The following is a 16,373-nucleotide window of genomic DNA, read 5'->3' as shown; positions in this document are numbered from 1 at the left end:
CTGCCGACCTGGGCGGCTTCACCGTGTGGGTCTCGGCCGTCATCGCGGACCAGGGCGTGGGCGAGCACAACCTTGGCAGCAAGCCGTCTCCGACCAGCAGATTGAGGCACGGCTGCGAGACCGAGGGCCTGACCACGCGCTCGGATGCGATCCGAGCGCGGAGTCTTGGCTAGAGCCTTTCAAGAAGGGCGTCAAGGGCGTCGGTGCTAGCCCAGCCGTTGACGCTGACCGCGCCAGTAGGGTCAACACGCACCTCAAGCCGGTCCGGGACAGAGTCAAGGCGTGAGACGAGCCTGGCGTATCGTGGAGTCAGAGCGTGGAACCGCTGGTTGACCGACCCGACCCAGGGGCGCCGGTGGTCAGGCACCGCGATGTCAAAGGGCCCGTCAACAAGAAGGTCCGTGTTCGCCAGAAGCCCTGCGACCCCGGGAGCGCGGGAGCACCTGAGCCTCTCCAGCCAGTAACCGGTAAAGGTCATGACCGTCTGGCCGCGACGCCGCACAAGGTAGGCAAGCCGCGCAAGAGCCTCTGGCTGCTCGAAGGGCTCGCCCCCAAGGAAGGTAACACCCTCGACATCCTCGGGAATCCGTTGAAGGAGGCTGTCGGGCTCGACGGGTGTACCGCCCCGCTTTCCCCACAGGTGGGGGTTGAAGCACCCTCTGCACCGAATTGTGCAGCCTTGCACCCACAAGGCGGTACGCAGCCCCGGCCCCTCGGCCCTCGTCCGCTCAAGAAGACGAGCGAGCAGAATAGGGTCACTCATCACAGGTCAAGCAGGCGACCGCGCTGACCGCCCCGGTCCTTCCCGGACTCACTGCCCCTGCTGGGCTCACCACCCTTCCTGGCCTCCTCGTTCTTCGAGAACTCGCTGAAGACGACCCGCTCACGCATCCGAAAGACCTGGTGAGGCTGGAGGTCGGCCGCGGACACCAGGTCGTCAAGGTCGCGAAAGCCCCCGAGCCGCTGGCGGGCTTCAAGGATCCTGTTGATCGCCTCTGCGTCAAGAGAGCCGATGGTCTCCAGCTCCGAGGCCCCAGCGGCGTTGGCGTCAACTACGCCTGTCGAAATGTCTACCTGCCGTCGGGAGGAGCGGCGTTCATCAGCGCCCGGAACCGAGACCTCCTTGAATGGGTCAGCCGACGATTCAGCCGAAGCCTCGCGGTGCCCGTAGTACCGCGACATGTCAATTCCAAGATCAGACGACCCGAGGCTCAGGTCGGCAGGCGACGCCGCAGACCCTCCACCAGCCCGATAAGGGTCCTGGGAGCGGGACCACTGGGCCTCGGATGGCGTTCTGCCACCCGAGAAGAGGGGATCACCCCACCCTAGGCCAGTGTCACGCTCAACCAGCCGCGCAAGCGCGTCCTCACGCTTCATGACGGCACGAAGGACTGTACGCCGCATGATGAGTGCGTGGGAGGTCCCCCCGATCCAGCAGATAAACATGAGCGCCCCGAACATGTTCTCCATGAGGGAGGCGTACTCCGGCACGTCGTCATAGCCAGAGGAGAACCACAAGCCAGTGGTAAGAACGAGCCAGACGGCCACAACGCACCAGAACCGCCTGGACTGCACCATCATGCCGGCCCAGATCCACCCAAGAAAGGAAAATATCCCCAGACCGGCGGCAACAACAACTATCCAGGCGGAGTGCCTGAGCCTCCACCCGAAGGGCTTCTGAGCCAGCAGGGCGTCAATTCTGTCGACCGGCAACAGTGGTCTCCTCAGTAGTATCCTGCTGGCTCACGCCCTGGGCCGCGTAGTAGTCAGCCGTAAACGCGCTCTCTGTCGCGACCGCCTCAAGGATATCCTCAAGAACGCCGACCTGCGGAAGACAGGAAGAGCCGACGAAGCCGATCGTCTCGGCATCCACCGTGCCGTCAGGCCCCACTGAGACCTTGAGGTACCTCCGCGCACTCATCTCGCCCCTACCTCCATCATCAAGGTGACAACACGGTCGTCATCAACAGTCTCGGACTCGATACGCATACCAGCGGCAGGAGCACGGTCCCGCAGTCGCTGGACCACGGCCTGCTGCACCCTGAGACCATAGGCGCGGTCAAGATCCTCAACAAAATTGCGCGCAAGATCCGGGGAGTCCGGGTCAGCAAAGTGGATCGTCCACAGCCCGTCGCTGTCACGGGTCAGGACAAGGGGACCAACGGAGGTCGCACCGGCAAGCCGCCCCTCCTCAGTACGCTGCACTGACACACCCAGGTCATGCAGGGCGTCAACAAGCAGCCCCTCGTCACGCATACGTGACCTCACACCGACCGTCCGCCTCGGGTGCGACGGGGTGCTGCCCTCCTGCCACGCCTGCCCCACGGTCACAGCGGCCAGGGCCAGGGGGACCAATGTGATGCTAAGACTCATCCGCTCATCCTTCCGCTCAGACTGGTCAGAACTCGACACGGCGGCCAGCTGCGGCAATATCCCCGGCAAGGCCTCCAGGCCCTCCTGGCCCCGACCGCGCCGTAGCCGACCACGTACCAGCCGACCCCCCGGGAAAGGCCCCAGGAGGAGACGCAGGCAGGGACCCGGAGAGGGAGGACGGCCTCGCGCTCGCAGCCACCGCGCGCTCACTCGCCCACGCCCGGACAGCGCTTAGCTGCTCCGCCTGCGTCACGCTCAGAGGAACAGACCTGTTCACCGCGCTCACCAGGTCGTCTCCCGTCAGGGCACGACGGCTCGCGAAGGCGTCGAACAGGGCATCCAGGACCGCCTGCTCAATCTCTGCTCCCGAGAATCCCTCAGAGGTCGCCACCAGGTTCGCAAGCAAGACCTTGTCAAGCACGAAGTCGCTGTGCCGCTCGGCAGCCTGGACGTGCTTGGCAACATGGAGCCTCCAGATCTGCTCACGTTCCTCCTCGTTAGGCAGGTCCACGAAGAAGATCTCGTCAAACCGCCCCTTGCGCAGGAGCTCTGGAGGCAGGTCACGGACATTGTTGGACGTCGCGATGACGAAGACCGGGGCCGTCTTCTCCTGCATCCACGTGAGGAAGGCACCGAAGACGCGGGAGGAGGTTCCGGAGTCCCCGCTCCCGCCGACCCCGGAGAACCCCTTCTCTATCTCGTCCACCCACAGCACGGCGGGAGAAGCCGCCTCAGCAGAACGAATTGCCGAGCGCAGGTTCGACTCGCTGGAGCCGACAAGCCCCGAGAACATCTTGCCGACGTCGAGCCGCAGCAGAGGGAGGCACCACGCCGACGCCACCGCCTTGGCTGTCAACGACTTTCCACAGCCAGGAACCCCGGTAATCAAGACACCACGGGGGGCAGGAACGCCGTAGTAGCGCGCTTCCGCCAGCCACGACCCGTCCCTGCGGCTCAGCCATCTTTTAAGGTTGTCAAGGCCGCCCACGCCGTCAAGATCGATATCGGTGTCGATGTAGTCAAGCAGACCGCTCTTGCGCACCGCCTGCTTCTTCTCCTGAAGAACGGTCTCCACGTCACTGGCGTCAAGTCGGCCGTCCTCAGCCATCGCCAGGGCGAGCGCCCCTTCCGCCTCCGTCTCCGTGAGCCCGACAGCCGCTCTCACCAGGCGGTCCTTGTCCGTCTCCGCCAGGTCGATCTCGAGACGTCGGTTCCCGGCGTTGTCCATGATGAGCTGGTCAAGAATACTACGGATTTCAACCTCGTCCGGAAGCGGGAAGTCGAGAAGGTGAATGTCTTTCTCCAGCTCGGCCGGAATCCGCCGTATCGGAGCGAGGATGATAATCGTGCGCCGCAGCTCCCCGCGCTGGAACTCAGCCGCGGCCTCCCTCAGCTTTCGCACAACTCCTGCATCCGCCGGGCGAGTCCCGTCCCCCAGGTGCGCGTGCAGGTCAAGGAACACAAAGGTTGCAGACTCCCGGGTCTCCATTGCCGCATCAAGCGCCCTGCTGGGATCAGTCGTTCCAGGTGCCACCTTTCCTTCCGGGCCAACAAGACCTGCGGTACAGCTCCAGGTGTGTACCGGGCGCGAGGACGCCAGCGCCGGCCCGGCCTCCAGCGTCTCCCGGATTGCGGCAAGCGCCCGCCTCTCCTCAAAGGTCTCGACATAGATAATCGGGAACCGGGCTTTTGCCAGGACAGAAAGGGACGCCTCAAAGGATGCGGCCACGCTATACGTCCTCTCATGTATGGGGCGGAGCAGGTCCCGGGGAGCGGCTCCCGGGGAAACCGGGCCTGACGCTGCGGCACTTTACTCTCACGCAGTCCCCGTGTCAGTCCATGAGGTAGAGAGTCGTCCCAGCCCTTCCCTCTGCGGAGGTTCCAGCCTGGTACCCGGCAAGGCAGGCGGTGACACACCCGGCAGGCCGCCGCCCGCCCCCGCCCTCACACGTAGGCGGGCTCGGGAGTGATATCGCGGGCCATGTTGGCGAACCTCGACAGGTGCCCCTGGAAGGCCACCGGGATGGAGCGGGTCTGCCCGTTGCGGTGCTTGGCGACGATAATGTCCGCCTCTCCGGGACGCTCCTCCTGGTTGTAGTACTCGGGCCGGTGCAGCAGCATGATGATGTCGGCGTCCTGCTCCAGGGATCCGGACTCGCGCAGGTCCGACATCTGCGGCTTGTTGCCGGTGCGCTGCTCGGGACCACGGTTGAGCTGGGCCACGGCAATGACGGGGATCTCCAGCTCCTTGGCCAGGAGCTTCAGCGAGCGGGAGAACTCTGAGACCTCCTGCTGGCGCGACTCCACCCGCTTGCCCGAGCTCATGAGCTGGAGGTAGTCAACCACCATGACTCCCAGGTTGTGCTGCTGACGCATCCGCAGAGCCTTGGAGCGTATCTGGGGCATGGTGAGGTTGGGGGAGTCGTCGATGAACAGCGGCGCGTTGGAGACCGGGTTGTAGGCCACAGCCACGTCAGTCCAGTCCCGGTCCTCCATCTGGCGCGAGCCACGCAGCTTGTTCATGTCCACCCCGGACTCGGCGGCCAGGATGCGCATCATGAGCTCCATGCGCCCCATCTCCAGGGAGAAGTAGCAGCTGGTGATGCCGTGGTGGATGGAGGCGCTGCGGCAGAAGTCCACGGCCAGGGTGGACTTGCCCATGGCTGGGCGCGCGGCGACGATGACCATCTGGCCGGGATGGAGGCCCCCGGTCAGCTCGTCGAGCTCCAGGAACCCGGTGGGTACCCCGGTGAGCACCCCGTTGTCGCGGTTCTGGGCGGCCTCGATCTCCAGGTTGGCCTCCCCCAGGAGGTCCGCCACCGGGACGTAGTCCTCCCGCTCACCCTCGTTGTGGGCTACGGCGTAGACCTCGGCCTCGGCCAGGGTCACCAGCTCATCGATGTCACCGGCGTCCGTAGAGTAGCCGAGCTGGGTGATGCGGGTCCCGGCCTGGACCAGGCCGCGCATGAGGAACTTCTCCTTGACGATGCGTGCGTAGTAGGCGGCGTTGGCGGCGGTAGGGACCGTGGCCATGAGCGAGGCCAAGTAGGAGGCGCCGCCGACACGTTCCAGCTCGCCCCGCTTGGCCAGCTCGTCGGCAACGATGAGAGGGTCGGCGGGCTCGGACCGATTGTAGATCTCGACGATCGCATCAAAGACCAGCTCGTGGGCCGAGCGGTAGAACTCAGGGCCGCGCAGCACCTCAATGACGTCGGTGATGGCCTCCTTGCTCAGCAGCATCCCGCCCAGCGTGGCCATCTCGGCGTCAAGGTCCTGGGGAGGGAGCCGGTCGAATGCAGAGTCCCCCCGGGAGGAGACAGTCTCCCCCGCAGGCTCCGTCCCGTCCGTTCCGTCCATCTGAACCCGCCTTCCTGCGCCCCTGCGTGAACCCGCTCCTAGACATGACCCGGCGCCACCCGGCACGGGTGGATCCGTAGGAGCCCCGAGGGACGAGCGTCGGACTCCCACCCGCACGAGCCCCTGACCGCGGGTTCCAGCAACGGTACTGACGCCGCTATCGGCGCTGCTGCCGTTGCTGCTGCCAGCACTGCCGAGCCTCGCGCGCGCGAGACCATAGCGCCAATGGATCGCACTCGCAAACCCTCAGGCCGGACATCCTGGGGAGAACACCCATAGACCTGTGGACTCCACCCACAGGCTTGGGGACGCCACCCTGATGTCATGGGGACAGCCGTGGGGACCGGAGGTGGTGACCATCGGAACACATCCATCAAACCCTTGTCATAGCAGGCAAAAGTGAGCCCAGGACACCTATAGGAACTTCCCACCGGATCACAATGTGGGTCTGTGGAAAGGTGGGAATCTCTGTGGACAAAGGTCACGTCGAGGTTGAGGTCTACAGCCCCGCGCAGCCTCCGATCACCAGATTGTCAACAGTTTTCCCCAAGGTCATCCCCACTTATGAGCGACGATGTCTGCCGCCACCACAGTGGGCACAGTAGGACACAATGACACCGTGCACGCCGCTCCCACCGTCCCTAGCCTGAACCGCCGTATCTTGTCCCTGGCGGTACCCGCGCTGGGAGCGCTCGTCGCCGAGCCGGTCTTCGTCCTCATAGACTCGGCCATGGTGGGCCACCTGGGGACTGCCAGCCTGGCGGGGCTGTCCCTGGCCTCGACTGTGCTGACGACCACCGTGGGCCTGTTCGTGTTTCTCGCCTATGCGACGACAGCCACCACAGCCAGGCTCCTGGGAGCGGGGCGCCAGGCCGACGGCCTGCGAGCCGGGCTTGACGGCATCTGGCTCGGCCTGGTCCTGGGTGCAGCGGGCGCGGTAGCCCTGGCTGCCACCGCCCCCTGGCTCGTCGAGGCGATGGGAGCCCAGGCGCAGGTGGCTCAGGCAGCCCGTTCCTACCTGTGGGCCTCTGCCCCCGGTCTGCCGGGCATGCTTGTGGTCCTGGCGGCTACCGGCACGCTGCGAGGACTGTTGGACACCCGCACACCTTTTGTCGTAGCAGCAGCAGGGGCTCTGCTCAACGTCGTCCTCAATGCCGCCCTGGTCTACGGCCTGGGCCTGGGGATCGTCGGCTCCGGCGCAGGGACAGCTCTGGCCCAGACCCTGATGGCCCTGGCGCTGGTACGGCCCCTGGTCAGAGCCGCTCGTGCCCGGGGTGTTCCCGTGGCGCCTCGGCGCGCGGGTCTTCGTGCCTCGCTGGGCAACGGGCTGCCGCTCCTGGTGCGCACCCTCAGCCTGCGCACCGCCATCCTGGTCACCGTGTGGGCCGCGACGGCACAGGGGCCCACAGCACTAGCCGCCCACCAGGTAGTGACCGCCGTGTGGAACCTCGCCGCCTTTGCGCTGGATGCCCTGGCGATCGCCGCCCAGGCACTGGTGGGCACCTCCCTGGGACAGGCGGAGGCATCACGAGCCTCCCAGCCCGCTCCGGCCAGGGGCCCCAGCCCAGGAGCCGGTACTGAGGCCCTGGCCGACCCGCAGCACGGGCGGTGGGCAGAGACCAGCCGGGAGGAGGCAATCTGGCAGGTGGATGACGTCTTGCGCCGGACACTGGCGTGGGGGGTGGTGACCGGGACCGGTATCGGCATGGTTGTCGCCGTGTCCAGCCCCTGGCTTCCTCGCCTGTTCACCTCGGAGTCGGCCGTGGTCCTCACGGCGGTGCCGAGTCTTCTGGTCGCCGCCTCTGCCATGCCCCTGGCCGGGGCCGTCTACCTGTTCGACGGCGTCCTCATGGGGGCGGGGGACGGCCGTTACCTCGCCCGTGCTGGCCTGATGACGCTGGTGCCCTACGTGCCTCTGGCGATCGTGGTCAGTCGTACCTGGCCTGCTGACGACCTCGGCAGCAGTGTGCCTGCCCCTGGCCTGCTGTGGCTGTGGGTCGCCTTCGCGTGGGTGTTCATGGGTGCCAGAGCAGTCACCACCGGTCTACGCACACGCGGGAGCGCCTGGCGAAGGTAGCCGGAACACGCGAGTCGGACCGGCAGGTGCAGGCATCCCCAGGTACGCCCATGCGCACCCCAGGCCTTCAGGCCCGGCCTCCAGCCCGACCTACCATCACGCAGTACCGGGCCTGCTCTACCACCTGCGTGCCACAGGCAGGTGGTAGAGCAGGCCCGGTGGGGGCACGTGTCGCTGGTCAGTCACCCGCCCGCTTAGCGGGCTGCGACGACATTGACCTCAAGACGGGCGACGACGTCAGCGTGCAGGCGCACTGAGCCGCTGTGGCGGCCGGTGGACTTGATAGGAGGAGTCATGTCGATCTTGCGACGGTCGACATCAGGACCACCTGCCTCCTTGACTGCCTCGGCCAGCGCAGCCGTGGTCACTGCGCCAAAGAGGCGTCCGCCGGCGCCGGCCCGGGCCGTCACGGTCACGACGTTCCCATTGAGCCAGTCGCGGGCCGCATGGGCCTGGTCAAGGGAGTGGATGGCCCGACGACGCCGCGCCTCGTTCATCTGGTCAATCTGGCGTTGGGCACCCTTGGTCCAGAGTGTGGCCAACTTGCGGGGTACCAGGTAGTTACGGGCGTATCCGTCCTTAACCTCTACGACCTCGCCTGCGGCACCCAGGTGGGCCACGTCATGGGTGAGGATCAGCTTGGTTGTCATCTCAACAGCCTCCTGTCAGCGAGCCGAGCTCGAGTAGGGAAGCAGCGCCATCTCCCGGGCGTTCTTCACAGCCTTGGCGATCTTGCGCTGGTCCTGGACAGAGACGCCCGTGACACGCCGGGCACGAATCTTGCCACGGTCGGAGATGAACTTGCGCAGGGTTGCTGTGTCCTTGTAGTCGATCCTGCCGACCTTGACGGTCTTAACCGGGCTGACCTTCTTCTTGGGCTTGCGAAGTTGGGGCTTCGCCATAGTGGTACTCCTTGGTCTGAGCGCCTGGGCGCTCTACGAGATGATTTTTCGGGTGAGTGGGGACGGGGGAGGAGGCCAGTAGCGTCAACAGTGCCAGTGACGTCCACGGAGAGCAGCGCGCTGGACGCGATGCCGGTCAGAACGGGGGCTCGTCCCCGAACGACGTGGAGCCGCCCGTGGCCCAGGGGTCGTCGGGGGCGCCACCAGCCGGAGCGTTGTAGCTGGGCTGGCCACCAAAGCCGCCGCCCTGCTGGCCTCCCTGGCCGCCAAAACCACCCTGCGACTGGCCGCCGAAACCGCCCTGGGGACCCCCCTGACCACCGAAGCCGCCCTGCTGGCCACCACCGCGGGGGTTACGGGTGACCTGGGCCTTGGCGTACCTCAGAGAAGGGCCGATCTCATCGACCTGCATCTCCACCACGGTGCGGTTCTCGCCCTCACGGGTGGTGAAGGAGCGCTGGACCAGGCGCCCCTGGACGATGACGCGGGTGCCCTTGGTCAGGGACTCCGCCACGTTCTCCGCGGCGTCCCTCCAGATGGAGCAGCGCATGAACAGGGTCTCCCCGTCACGCCACTCCTGGGCCTGGCGGTCAAAGGTACGCGGCGTGGAGGCCACGGTGAACGACGCGACCGCAGCCCCGGAGGGGGTGAAGCGCATCTCGGGGTCCGCCGTCAGGTTCCCCACGACGGTGATGACAGTGTCTCCAGCCATAGGTTTCTCCGTTCCCGGTAGGGGCTCAGGCCTCGGGGCGCAGCAGCTTGGTACGCAGGACAGTCTCGTTGAGGCCGAGCTGGCGGTCGAGCTCCTGAGCGGTCTCAGGGGTCGCTGTCATGTCCACGACGGCGTAGATGCCCTCGGACTTCTTGTTGATCTCGTAGGCCAGGCGGCGCTTGCCCCAGATATCGACCTTGTCCACAGTGCCCCCGCTGCTGGGGACAACCTGCAGCATCTTCTCCAGCACGGAGCCGACAGTGCGCTCATCCGTAGCAGGGTCAAGGATGATCATGATCTCGTAGTGACGCATGCTTAGTACCCACCTCCTCTGGTCTTCAGCGGTCACGGTCCTTCCGTGACAGGAGGGTGATGCGTACGGCGCACCGTGCGGCAGGGGACCTGGTACAGGCCCGCTGACGCAGACCGGCGCAGCCAGTGGCCCAGACTACCGGAGACCAGGCAGGGCCGAGAAGACCCGGCAGGCCGGTGTGACGTGCCGTGCCACACGTCAACAGCGTCTAGCACCCCTCAGTGCCCGCCCCACGGCCCCGTGCCAGCGGCCGGGAGCCTGAGCACGGCCCAGCAACTGAGCCGGAAGACGGCAGAGCCGGGGGAGTGCCCCCAGGGCGCAGGGATTAGTGGTCAGTCGCCGCCCTAAAATTACTCCGTCTCGGGCGGACTGTCCGGCAGCTCAGCACCCCCTCCACCACCAGAGTTACCGCCCGGGTCAGTGCCACCGCCCGGGTCAGTGCCATCGCCCGGGTCAGTGCCATCGCCCCCGGAACCGCCCGGATCCTCCTGCTCCACCGGCGGCTGCACAGGTTCCTGAGTGACTGGGACCTCAACCGTCGGCTGAGCAGGTGCCTCGGTAGCAGGTGCTTCGGTAGCAGGTGCCTCGGTAGCAGGCGCCTCGGTAGCAGGCTCCTCTACAGGGGCCTCCTCTACAGGCGCCTCCTCTACAGGCGCCTGGTCCTGAGACCCGGAGTCGGTGGAGGGCTGCTGGTAGTCCTCGGCAACCTCGCCCGCCTCCCCGTGAATCGCACCGCGGGTGTAGGAACCAGCCGTGCGCTCGGGGAAGGCCTCGACAGGAACATCCTCCAGGGCCACCGACATGTAGTCCACAAAGATGTCAGCCGGGTAGGTGGAGCCGGTAATCTCGCTGTACTCGCCCCAGGGAGTGATCGACTCCTCCGTCCCGTCCTCACCCGACTGGTAGAGGGTCACGGCAGTCACCACCTGCGGGGTGAAGCCGACGAACTGGGCGGACTTGTTGTCCGAGGAGGAGCCGGTCTTGGCTGCGATAGGGCGCCCCAGGGCGAGCGCCTTGGTCGCGCTCCCCTCGTTGACCACCTGCTGGAGGGCGTAGTCCGCGTCCGCCATGACCCCCTCATCAAACTCCTGGGAGCCCTCCGTGGGGGCCGCGTAGGCGACCGCGTCCTCCGAGTTCTTTACGGTGTCCACAATGTGGGTGTCGCGCTTGACCCCTTGGGCTGCAAAGGTGGAGTAGGCCCCGGCGATGTCGATCGTGTGCGGAGAGGCCGAGCCCAGCACGTTCTGGATATAGTCGTTCATCCCCTGGGTGTCCTCCGGGTAGCCGGCGCGGACGGCCGCCTCGTTCGTCAGCTCAGGCCCCACGTCCTGGTTGAGCTGGAGGTAGGGAGTGTTGATCGAGTGGGCAGTGGACTTCACCAGGTCCGACCAGCCGTAGGAGGCGTTCTGGTAGTTCTGGAACTGGTGGCCCGCAATGGTCATGGGCGAGTCACCCACGTATCCGTTAGCCAGGGTCGCCCCGTTCTCCAGCGCCGCCACCAGCGCGAAGGGCTTGTAGGTGGACCCAGCCTGGGCCATGGCGTCGGTCGCGGTGTTGACCTGGTTCGTCAGGTAGTCCTCCCCCCCGTACAGGGACAGGATTCCCCCGGTTGAGGCATCGACGGAGACCAGGGCCACGTGCAGGTTCTCCGAGTGCCCCTCCGGCAGACCCTGGGCAGAAGCGACGGCCGCGTCCTGGTCGGTCTTGTCGATCGTGGTGACAATCTGGAAGCCACCGGTGTCGATCTCCTCCTCGCTCAGGCCGGCCTTCTCCTGGAGCTCGGCGCGCACCATCTGCAGCAGGTAGCCGTTGGTGCCGGCGTAGACCTGCTCTGTACTCGGCGTAACCGTCTCCGGGAAGGCCGCGGAGTCGTACTCCTCCTGGGTGATGTAGTCATCCTCGAGCATGTAGTCCATGACCCGTTCCCACCGGACCTCAGCCTGGTCCGGGTCCACCGCAGGGTCCCAGGAGCTGGGAGAGGGTAGGACACCGGCCAGCAGGGCTGCCTCCGAGACGGTCAGGTCCGCCGCAGACTTGTCGAAGAACGCCTGAGCCGCAGTCTCGATGCCGTAGGCACCCCTCCCGTAGTAGACGGTGTTGAGGTAGGCGCCCAGGATCTCCTCCTTCGACTGCTGCTGGTCGATCTTGATGGCCATGATGGCCTGCTGGAACTTGCCGAAGTAGGAGCTGGTAGTGTCAACGTAGTAGTTCTTGACGTACTGCTGCGTCAACGTGGACGCACCCTGGGTCTCGCCCCCACGGAGGTTGTTCCACAGGGCTCGGGCAATGCCCCTGGGGTCCACACCGCTGTTGGAGTAGAAGGAGCGGTCCTCAGAGGCCACCACGGCGTTGCCCACGTAGTCCGGCAGGGAGTCAGCGTCCACCACCTTCCGGTTGTGCTCGGCAAACTTACCCATCGCGGTGGTTCCGTCGGAGTAGTAGACGGTCGTGGCCTGCGCCAGGGCGAACTCGTTGGGCTCAGGGACCCTGATGGTGGCGTAGGCGTAGGCGAAGGTGCCGACCACGGCCAGGACCAGGAAGAGGAAGCTTCCCATGACAAAGCGCCAGCTCGGAAGCCAGCGCCGGACCGGCCCCTTTCCGGCGCGCGGGTAGTTGAGGAAACGACGTCGTGCCTTGGCTCCTGAGGCTGCGACGCTACCAGCCGCAGCCGACACAGCCGTACCCGCCCCCCGGCGGGCCCGGTCCGCAGACCTGCGGGCCCAAGGAAGACGGGGAAACGTACGGGTGGATGCCGCAGAGGAGTCAGTCCCCTCGCGCTCAGCGCTCGCCACCTGAGCCAGCTTCTTGCCGCTAGGACGAGAGCCACCCGGGTTCATGTTGTCTGCCACGCGCTCCTCGCTTCAGTTGACGGCCATGACATCGGTTGACACCAACCGGTTTCGGTCGGTCTCGACTGACACCGCCTCAGCACCTGCCGGTACCAGCAGACGGTAGGCGACGCCTGCCCGACGGACCTCCTGCACGGAGCCCGTTCGTACGAGGATAGTAGCCTTGCCTGTTACTCGCGCTGTGAGGTACACCCGGACACCTCGACCCGGCACGCCAGAAGAGTGGGCAGGACTGTCCCAGGACGCTCACCACGCCCGCCCTGAACTACCCCGCCGTACCGGGCCTGCCAGCCGCTCCCGCGCGTCAGCTGCCCTCAAGGCCAGTCCGGGCCGACACCGAGCTGCGTGGGCCCGAGCCCGGGCACTCCCACCAGCCCGGGCTCTCTACGCGACCAAGGACACACGAGCAGTCTAGGCTCTCACCGGTGCAGCGGCGCACGGCACAGGCGCACCGGCAGGACCGGGCTGCGGCTGAGACAGGACCAGGACGTGGGTGATGACAAAAAGCTCACCCGCACTAGGAGACTCATGACAAAAGGCCTACCTGGTCCGCGATAGTCTTTTGCGCGGGCGCCCGGAGAACGTCGGCTCCCGTGGACGGCATGTGCGATGGCTGCCCACGGGGGCCGACAGCCCAGACAGCGTCAGGACTCTCCCGGCGGCATCCACTCCCGGGCGCTTCCAGGTTCTGCGCACCGTCGTCAGCACTTGTGACACCCCTCCTATCTTTCCCCTGCCCACAGTGTCAGGCTTGCCAGGAGAAACTACTCCTGCTGGGATGCGGGCTCATGACTTCCAGGACAGTTCAGGACACCGGTACTGCCGTGCCTTTCTCCCGCCTCGCCTCCTCGGTGGTCTCAGACCTGGGCACAACGACCACTACAGGGCTGACCGCCACCGAGGCGTCCCGGCGCCTGGCCGCCGACGGCCCCAACGACCTGCCGTCCGCACCTGCCGTACCTGCGTGGAGGCGCCTCCTGTCCCAGCTCAACGACCCGCTCATCCACCTGCTGCTGGTCGCTGTGGTCATCTCCGCCGCCGCCTGGGCCCTGGAGGGATCTCACGGGGTCCCGGTCGACTCGCTCGTCATCCTGGCCGTTGTCATCCTCAACGCCGTGATCGGCCTCGTCCAGGAGAGCAAGGCCGCTGACGCTGTCGCAGCCCTGTCAGAAATGACCCGGGCCACCTCAACCGTCCTACGTGACGGATCACGGCTCGTCGTGCCCTCCTCCGAGCTCGTCGTCGGGGACGTCCTGCTCCTGTCCGAGGGGGACCAGGTGGGAGCCGACGCCCGCCTGCTGGAGACAGCCACCCTGCGCGTGGTGGAGTCCTCCCTGACTGGCGAGGCCGAGGCCGTCACCAAGACACCAGACCCGGTCGGTCCCGACACGGACCTGGCCGACCGCACCTGCATGGTCTACCGCGGCACTGCTGTGGCCCAGGGCACCGGCCGGGCCGTCGTCGTGGCCACCGGGGCCGACACGGAGATGGGCGCCATCGCCCAGATGCTGGAGTCCGTCGAGGAGGAGCCGACCCCGCTACAGAAGGAGATCCACCAGATCTCCAGGATGCTGGGAGTCATCGTCGTCGTTATCGCGGTGGTCGTGGTGAGCACCCTCTTGGCCCTGGCCAGCGACCGCAGCGCCGAGACTGTCATCCAGGCCCTGCTGCTGGGCGTGTCCCTGGCGGTGGCCGCAGTACCTGAGGGGCTGCCCGCCATCCTGTCAGTGGTCCTGGCACTGGGAGTCCAGCGCCTGGCCCTGCACCGGGCGGTGGTCAAGAAGCTGACCAGCGTGGAGACCCTCGGGTCGGCTTCGGTCATCTGCTCGGACAAGACCGGCACGCTCACTCGCTCGCAGATGACCGTCCAGGAGGTGGTCACCGCCTCGGGAACCGCTGTAGTCACCGGGACCGGCTACGCCCCTACCGGCCAGGTAGCCCCCGACGCCGACCGCGACGGCCGTCCCGACCCTGAGCCCCTGGCAGGTGCGCTGGCCGACGAGGTCACGGTGGTGCTCTCCGGCGGGGCGATGGCCTCAGACGCTGAGCTGAGCGTGACCGACGAGGTGTGGAGCGTCATCGGCGACCCCACCGAAGGCGCCTTCCTCGTGGCGGAGAGAAAGCTCGGCACCGACGGGAGCCGCCAGGGACGCTTCACCCGCGTGGGCGAGATCCCCTTCACCTCCGAGCGCAAGATGATGTCCGTGCTGTACAGCGACGCCAGGCACGGCACCATCCTCGTGTCCAAGGGAGCACCCGACGTACTCCTGGAACGCTGTACACGGGTCCGCGTGGACGGTACCGCCACCGTCCTGGATGAGAAGCTGGCCACCCGCCTCACCAATCACGTCACGGACATGTCCGGCCGGGCCCTGCGCACCCTGGCAGTGGCCTACCGGGTGCTCAGCCAGGAGGAGGCTGAGCGTGTGAGCGCGATCTCGCACGGGACGGGAGCAGGCGGCACAACCGCTGCGGCTGAAGCCCCAGGCTCCCCGCAGACCACAGGCTCCGCGCACAGCCCCTCCGTCACGGCCGCCGTCCCTGCAGATGCCCCTGCAGAGCGCTCTGACCTCTCCGACCTGGAGCACGACCTGGTCATGGCCGGCGTCGTGGGCATCATCGACCCGCCCCGCCCCGAGGCAGCCACCGCCGTCGCCGAGGCCCACCGCGCCGGGGTACGCGTCCTCATGATTACCGGGGACCACCCGGCCACCGCCGGGCGCATCGCCGCCGACCTGGGTCTGGCCGAGCGCGGAGCGCGAGTGGTGACCGGCCGCGAGCTGAGCACGATGGACGAGAACGCGCTGGACGCCGCCGTCGCCGAGGCCAACGTCTACGCCCGGGTGGCGCCCGAGCACAAGATGCGGATCGTCCACGCCCTGCGCTCCCAGGGCCACACGGTGTCCATGACCGGCGACGGCGTCAACGATGCTCCCGCCCTGCGAGCCGCCGACATCGGTGTGGCTATGGGGATCACCGGCACTCAGGTGACCAAGGAGGCCGCCGCCATGGTGCTGGCTGACGACAACTTCGCCACCATCGTGGACGCGGTGCGCGAGGGGCGGCGCATCTTCGACAACATCAAGAAGTTCCTGCGGTTCCTGCTGTCCTCCAACATGGGGGAGGTGCTCACTGTCTTCAGCGGCGTGGTGCTGGCCGGGGCCATCGGGTTGTCCCAGAACTCAGGGACTGACGTAGTGCTGCCCCTGCTGGCCACCCAGATTCTGTGGATCAACCTGGTCACCGACTCAGGACCGGCCCTAGCCATGGGGGTGGACCCCAGCGTCGAGGACGTTATGGGACGCCCGCCGCGCAAGCCTGACGACCGTGTGGTAGATGGCACTATGTGGGTCGGGGTGCTACTGGTGGGAGCGGTCATGGCTGCCGCCACCCTGGGAACCCTGGACCTCTTCCTGCCCGGGGGGCTCATCCAGACCAGCCTGTCCACCGACGACCTGGACACGGCCCGCACGGCGGCCTTCACCACCCTTGTGCTGGCCCAGCTGTTCAACACCCTCAACTCACGCTCAGAGCGGGTGAGCGCCTTCAGCCACCTCTTTGTCAACAAGTGGCTGTGGGGCTCTGTCCTCCTGGCCGTGCTGCTCCAGGTCGCCGTGGTGGAGGTGCCCCTGCTCCAGACGGCCTTCTCCACCCGTTCCCTGGACCTGACCCACTGGGCAGTCGTGGTGACCATGGCCTCCCTGGTGCTGTGGGCCGACGAGCTGCGCAAGGTGGTGGCACGGGTACTGGCCTGACCAGGAGCACCAGCACCTCAGTCTCCACCACGTCG

General features: G+C 66.7%; 13 protein-coding genes. 2 read left to right on the top strand and 11 right to left on the bottom strand.

The genetic code is table 11. The features are described 5' to 3' along the window. Positions 1 to 169: 169 nt before the first annotated feature. From D4740_RS02800 to dnaB, 6 genes are all read right to left on the bottom strand, one after another. Positions 170 to 763, bottom strand: a complete 594-nt coding sequence (locus tag D4740_RS02800) for a 4Fe-4S single cluster domain-containing protein (RefSeq protein WP_119835604.1) — start codon at positions 761 to 763, stop codon at positions 170 to 172. Next, entirely contained in the window at positions 763 to 1,713 is a 951-nt protein-coding gene (locus D4740_RS02795; RefSeq protein WP_147392826.1) for a helix-hairpin-helix domain-containing protein, read from the bottom strand. Before D4740_RS02795 ends, D4740_RS02800 begins: the two co-directional genes overlap by 1 nt. Then, entirely contained in the window at positions 1,694 to 1,921 is a 228-nt protein-coding gene (locus tag D4740_RS02790) for a DUF2997 domain-containing protein (protein WP_119835415.1), read from the bottom strand. The genes D4740_RS02795 and D4740_RS02790 overlap by 20 nt, the downstream gene beginning before the upstream one ends. Then, positions 1,918 to 2,373, bottom strand: coding sequence for a hypothetical protein (locus D4740_RS02785; RefSeq protein ID WP_119835414.1), 456 nt, complete (start codon positions 2,371 to 2,373; stop codon positions 1,918 to 1,920). Before D4740_RS02785 ends, D4740_RS02790 begins: the two co-directional genes overlap by 4 nt. Positions 2,374 to 2,398: 25 nt before the next feature. Then, positions 2,399 to 4,102 (bottom strand): AAA family ATPase, encoded by a 1,704-nt coding sequence (locus tag D4740_RS02780; protein ID WP_205570061.1) that lies wholly within the window; start codon positions 4,100 to 4,102, stop codon positions 2,399 to 2,401. A 215-nt stretch (positions 4,103 to 4,317) separates the two neighbouring features. After that, the gene (dnaB, locus tag D4740_RS02775; protein WP_119835413.1) at positions 4,318 to 5,730 is read right to left on the bottom strand and encodes a replicative DNA helicase; all 1,413 of its coding nucleotides are present in this window, start codon (positions 5,728 to 5,730) and stop codon (positions 4,318 to 4,320) included. 574 nt (positions 5,731 to 6,304) lie between these two features. Between dnaB and D4740_RS02770 the strand changes: the two genes are divergently transcribed. Beyond that, entirely contained in the window at positions 6,305 to 7,807 is a 1,503-nt protein-coding gene (locus D4740_RS02770; RefSeq protein WP_119835412.1) for an MATE family efflux transporter, read from the top strand. Positions 7,808 to 8,001: 194 nt separating this feature from the next. On the opposite strand, the gene rplI is transcribed toward D4740_RS02770, so the two are convergent. The 5 genes from rplI to D4740_RS02745 form a co-directional block, all read right to left on the bottom strand. Further along, complete coding sequence (gene rplI, locus D4740_RS02765; protein ID WP_119835411.1) at positions 8,002 to 8,457, bottom strand: 50S ribosomal protein L9; 456 nt, start codon at positions 8,455 to 8,457, stop codon at positions 8,002 to 8,004. Positions 8,458 to 8,472: 15 nt separating this feature from the next. After that, positions 8,473 to 8,709 (bottom strand): 30S ribosomal protein S18, encoded by a 237-nt coding sequence (rpsR, locus tag D4740_RS02760; protein ID WP_119835410.1) that lies wholly within the window; start codon positions 8,707 to 8,709, stop codon positions 8,473 to 8,475. Positions 8,710 to 8,845: 136 nt separating this feature from the next. Next, complete coding sequence (locus D4740_RS02755) at positions 8,846 to 9,421, bottom strand: single-stranded DNA-binding protein (RefSeq protein WP_119835409.1); 576 nt, start codon at positions 9,419 to 9,421, stop codon at positions 8,846 to 8,848. A gap of 25 nt (positions 9,422 to 9,446) precedes the next feature. Then, positions 9,447 to 9,734 carry a 30S ribosomal protein S6 gene (gene rpsF / locus D4740_RS02750; protein WP_119835408.1) on the bottom strand — a complete coding sequence of 96 codons (288 nt, stop codon included), beginning with the start codon at positions 9,732 to 9,734 and terminating at the stop codon, positions 9,447 to 9,449. 350 nt (positions 9,735 to 10,084) lie between these two features. Next, positions 10,085 to 12,583, bottom strand: a complete 2,499-nt coding sequence (locus tag D4740_RS02745) for a transglycosylase domain-containing protein (protein WP_119835407.1) — start codon at positions 12,581 to 12,583, stop codon at positions 10,085 to 10,087. A 788-nt stretch (positions 12,584 to 13,371) separates the two neighbouring features. Here D4740_RS02745 and D4740_RS02735 point away from each other — a divergent pair. Next, the gene (locus D4740_RS02735; RefSeq protein ID WP_119835405.1) at positions 13,372 to 16,338 is read left to right on the top strand and encodes a cation-translocating P-type ATPase; all 2,967 of its coding nucleotides are present in this window, start codon (positions 13,372 to 13,374) and stop codon (positions 16,336 to 16,338) included. Positions 16,339 to 16,373 lie beyond the last annotated feature (35 nt).

The organism is Actinomyces sp. 2119, from assembly GCF_003591215.1.
GTDB classification, from domain to species: domain Bacteria; phylum Actinomycetota; class Actinomycetes; order Actinomycetales; family Actinomycetaceae; genus Actinomyces; species Actinomyces lilanjuaniae.
Note: the sequence above shows the minus strand (reverse complement) of the source record. Positions and strands in the feature narration are given on the sequence as shown.

Bases quoted from the DNA above. Each gene is read 5' to 3' on its own strand.
- D4740_RS02755 (WP_119835409.1), bottom strand. From the start codon at position 9,421: ATGGCTGGAGACACTGTCATCACCGTCGTGGGGAACCTGACGGCGGAC.
- D4740_RS02770 (WP_119835412.1), top strand. From the start codon at position 6,305: ATGTCTGCCGCCACCACAGTGGGCACAGTAGGACACAATGACACCGTG.
- dnaB (WP_119835413.1), bottom strand. From the start codon at position 5,730: ATGGACGGAACGGACGGGACGGAGCCTGCGGGGGAGACTGTCTCCTCC.
- D4740_RS02800 (WP_119835604.1), bottom strand. From the start codon at position 763: ATGAGTGACCCTATTCTGCTCGCTCGTCTTCTTGAGCGGACGAGGGCC.
- D4740_RS02785 (WP_119835414.1), bottom strand. From the start codon at position 2,373: ATGAGTCTTAGCATCACATTGGTCCCCCTGGCCCTGGCCGCTGTGACC.
- rplI (WP_119835411.1), bottom strand. From the start codon at position 8,457: ATGACAACCAAGCTGATCCTCACCCATGACGTGGCCCACCTGGGTGCC.
- D4740_RS02790 (WP_119835415.1), bottom strand. From the start codon at position 1,921: ATGAGTGCGCGGAGGTACCTCAAGGTCTCAGTGGGGCCTGACGGCACG.
- rpsF (WP_119835408.1), bottom strand. From the start codon at position 9,734: ATGCGTCACTACGAGATCATGATCATCCTTGACCCTGCTACGGATGAG.
- rpsR (WP_119835410.1), bottom strand. From the start codon at position 8,709: ATGGCGAAGCCCCAACTTCGCAAGCCCAAGAAGAAGGTCAGCCCGGTT.
- D4740_RS02735 (WP_119835405.1), top strand. From the start codon at position 13,372: ATGACTTCCAGGACAGTTCAGGACACCGGTACTGCCGTGCCTTTCTCC.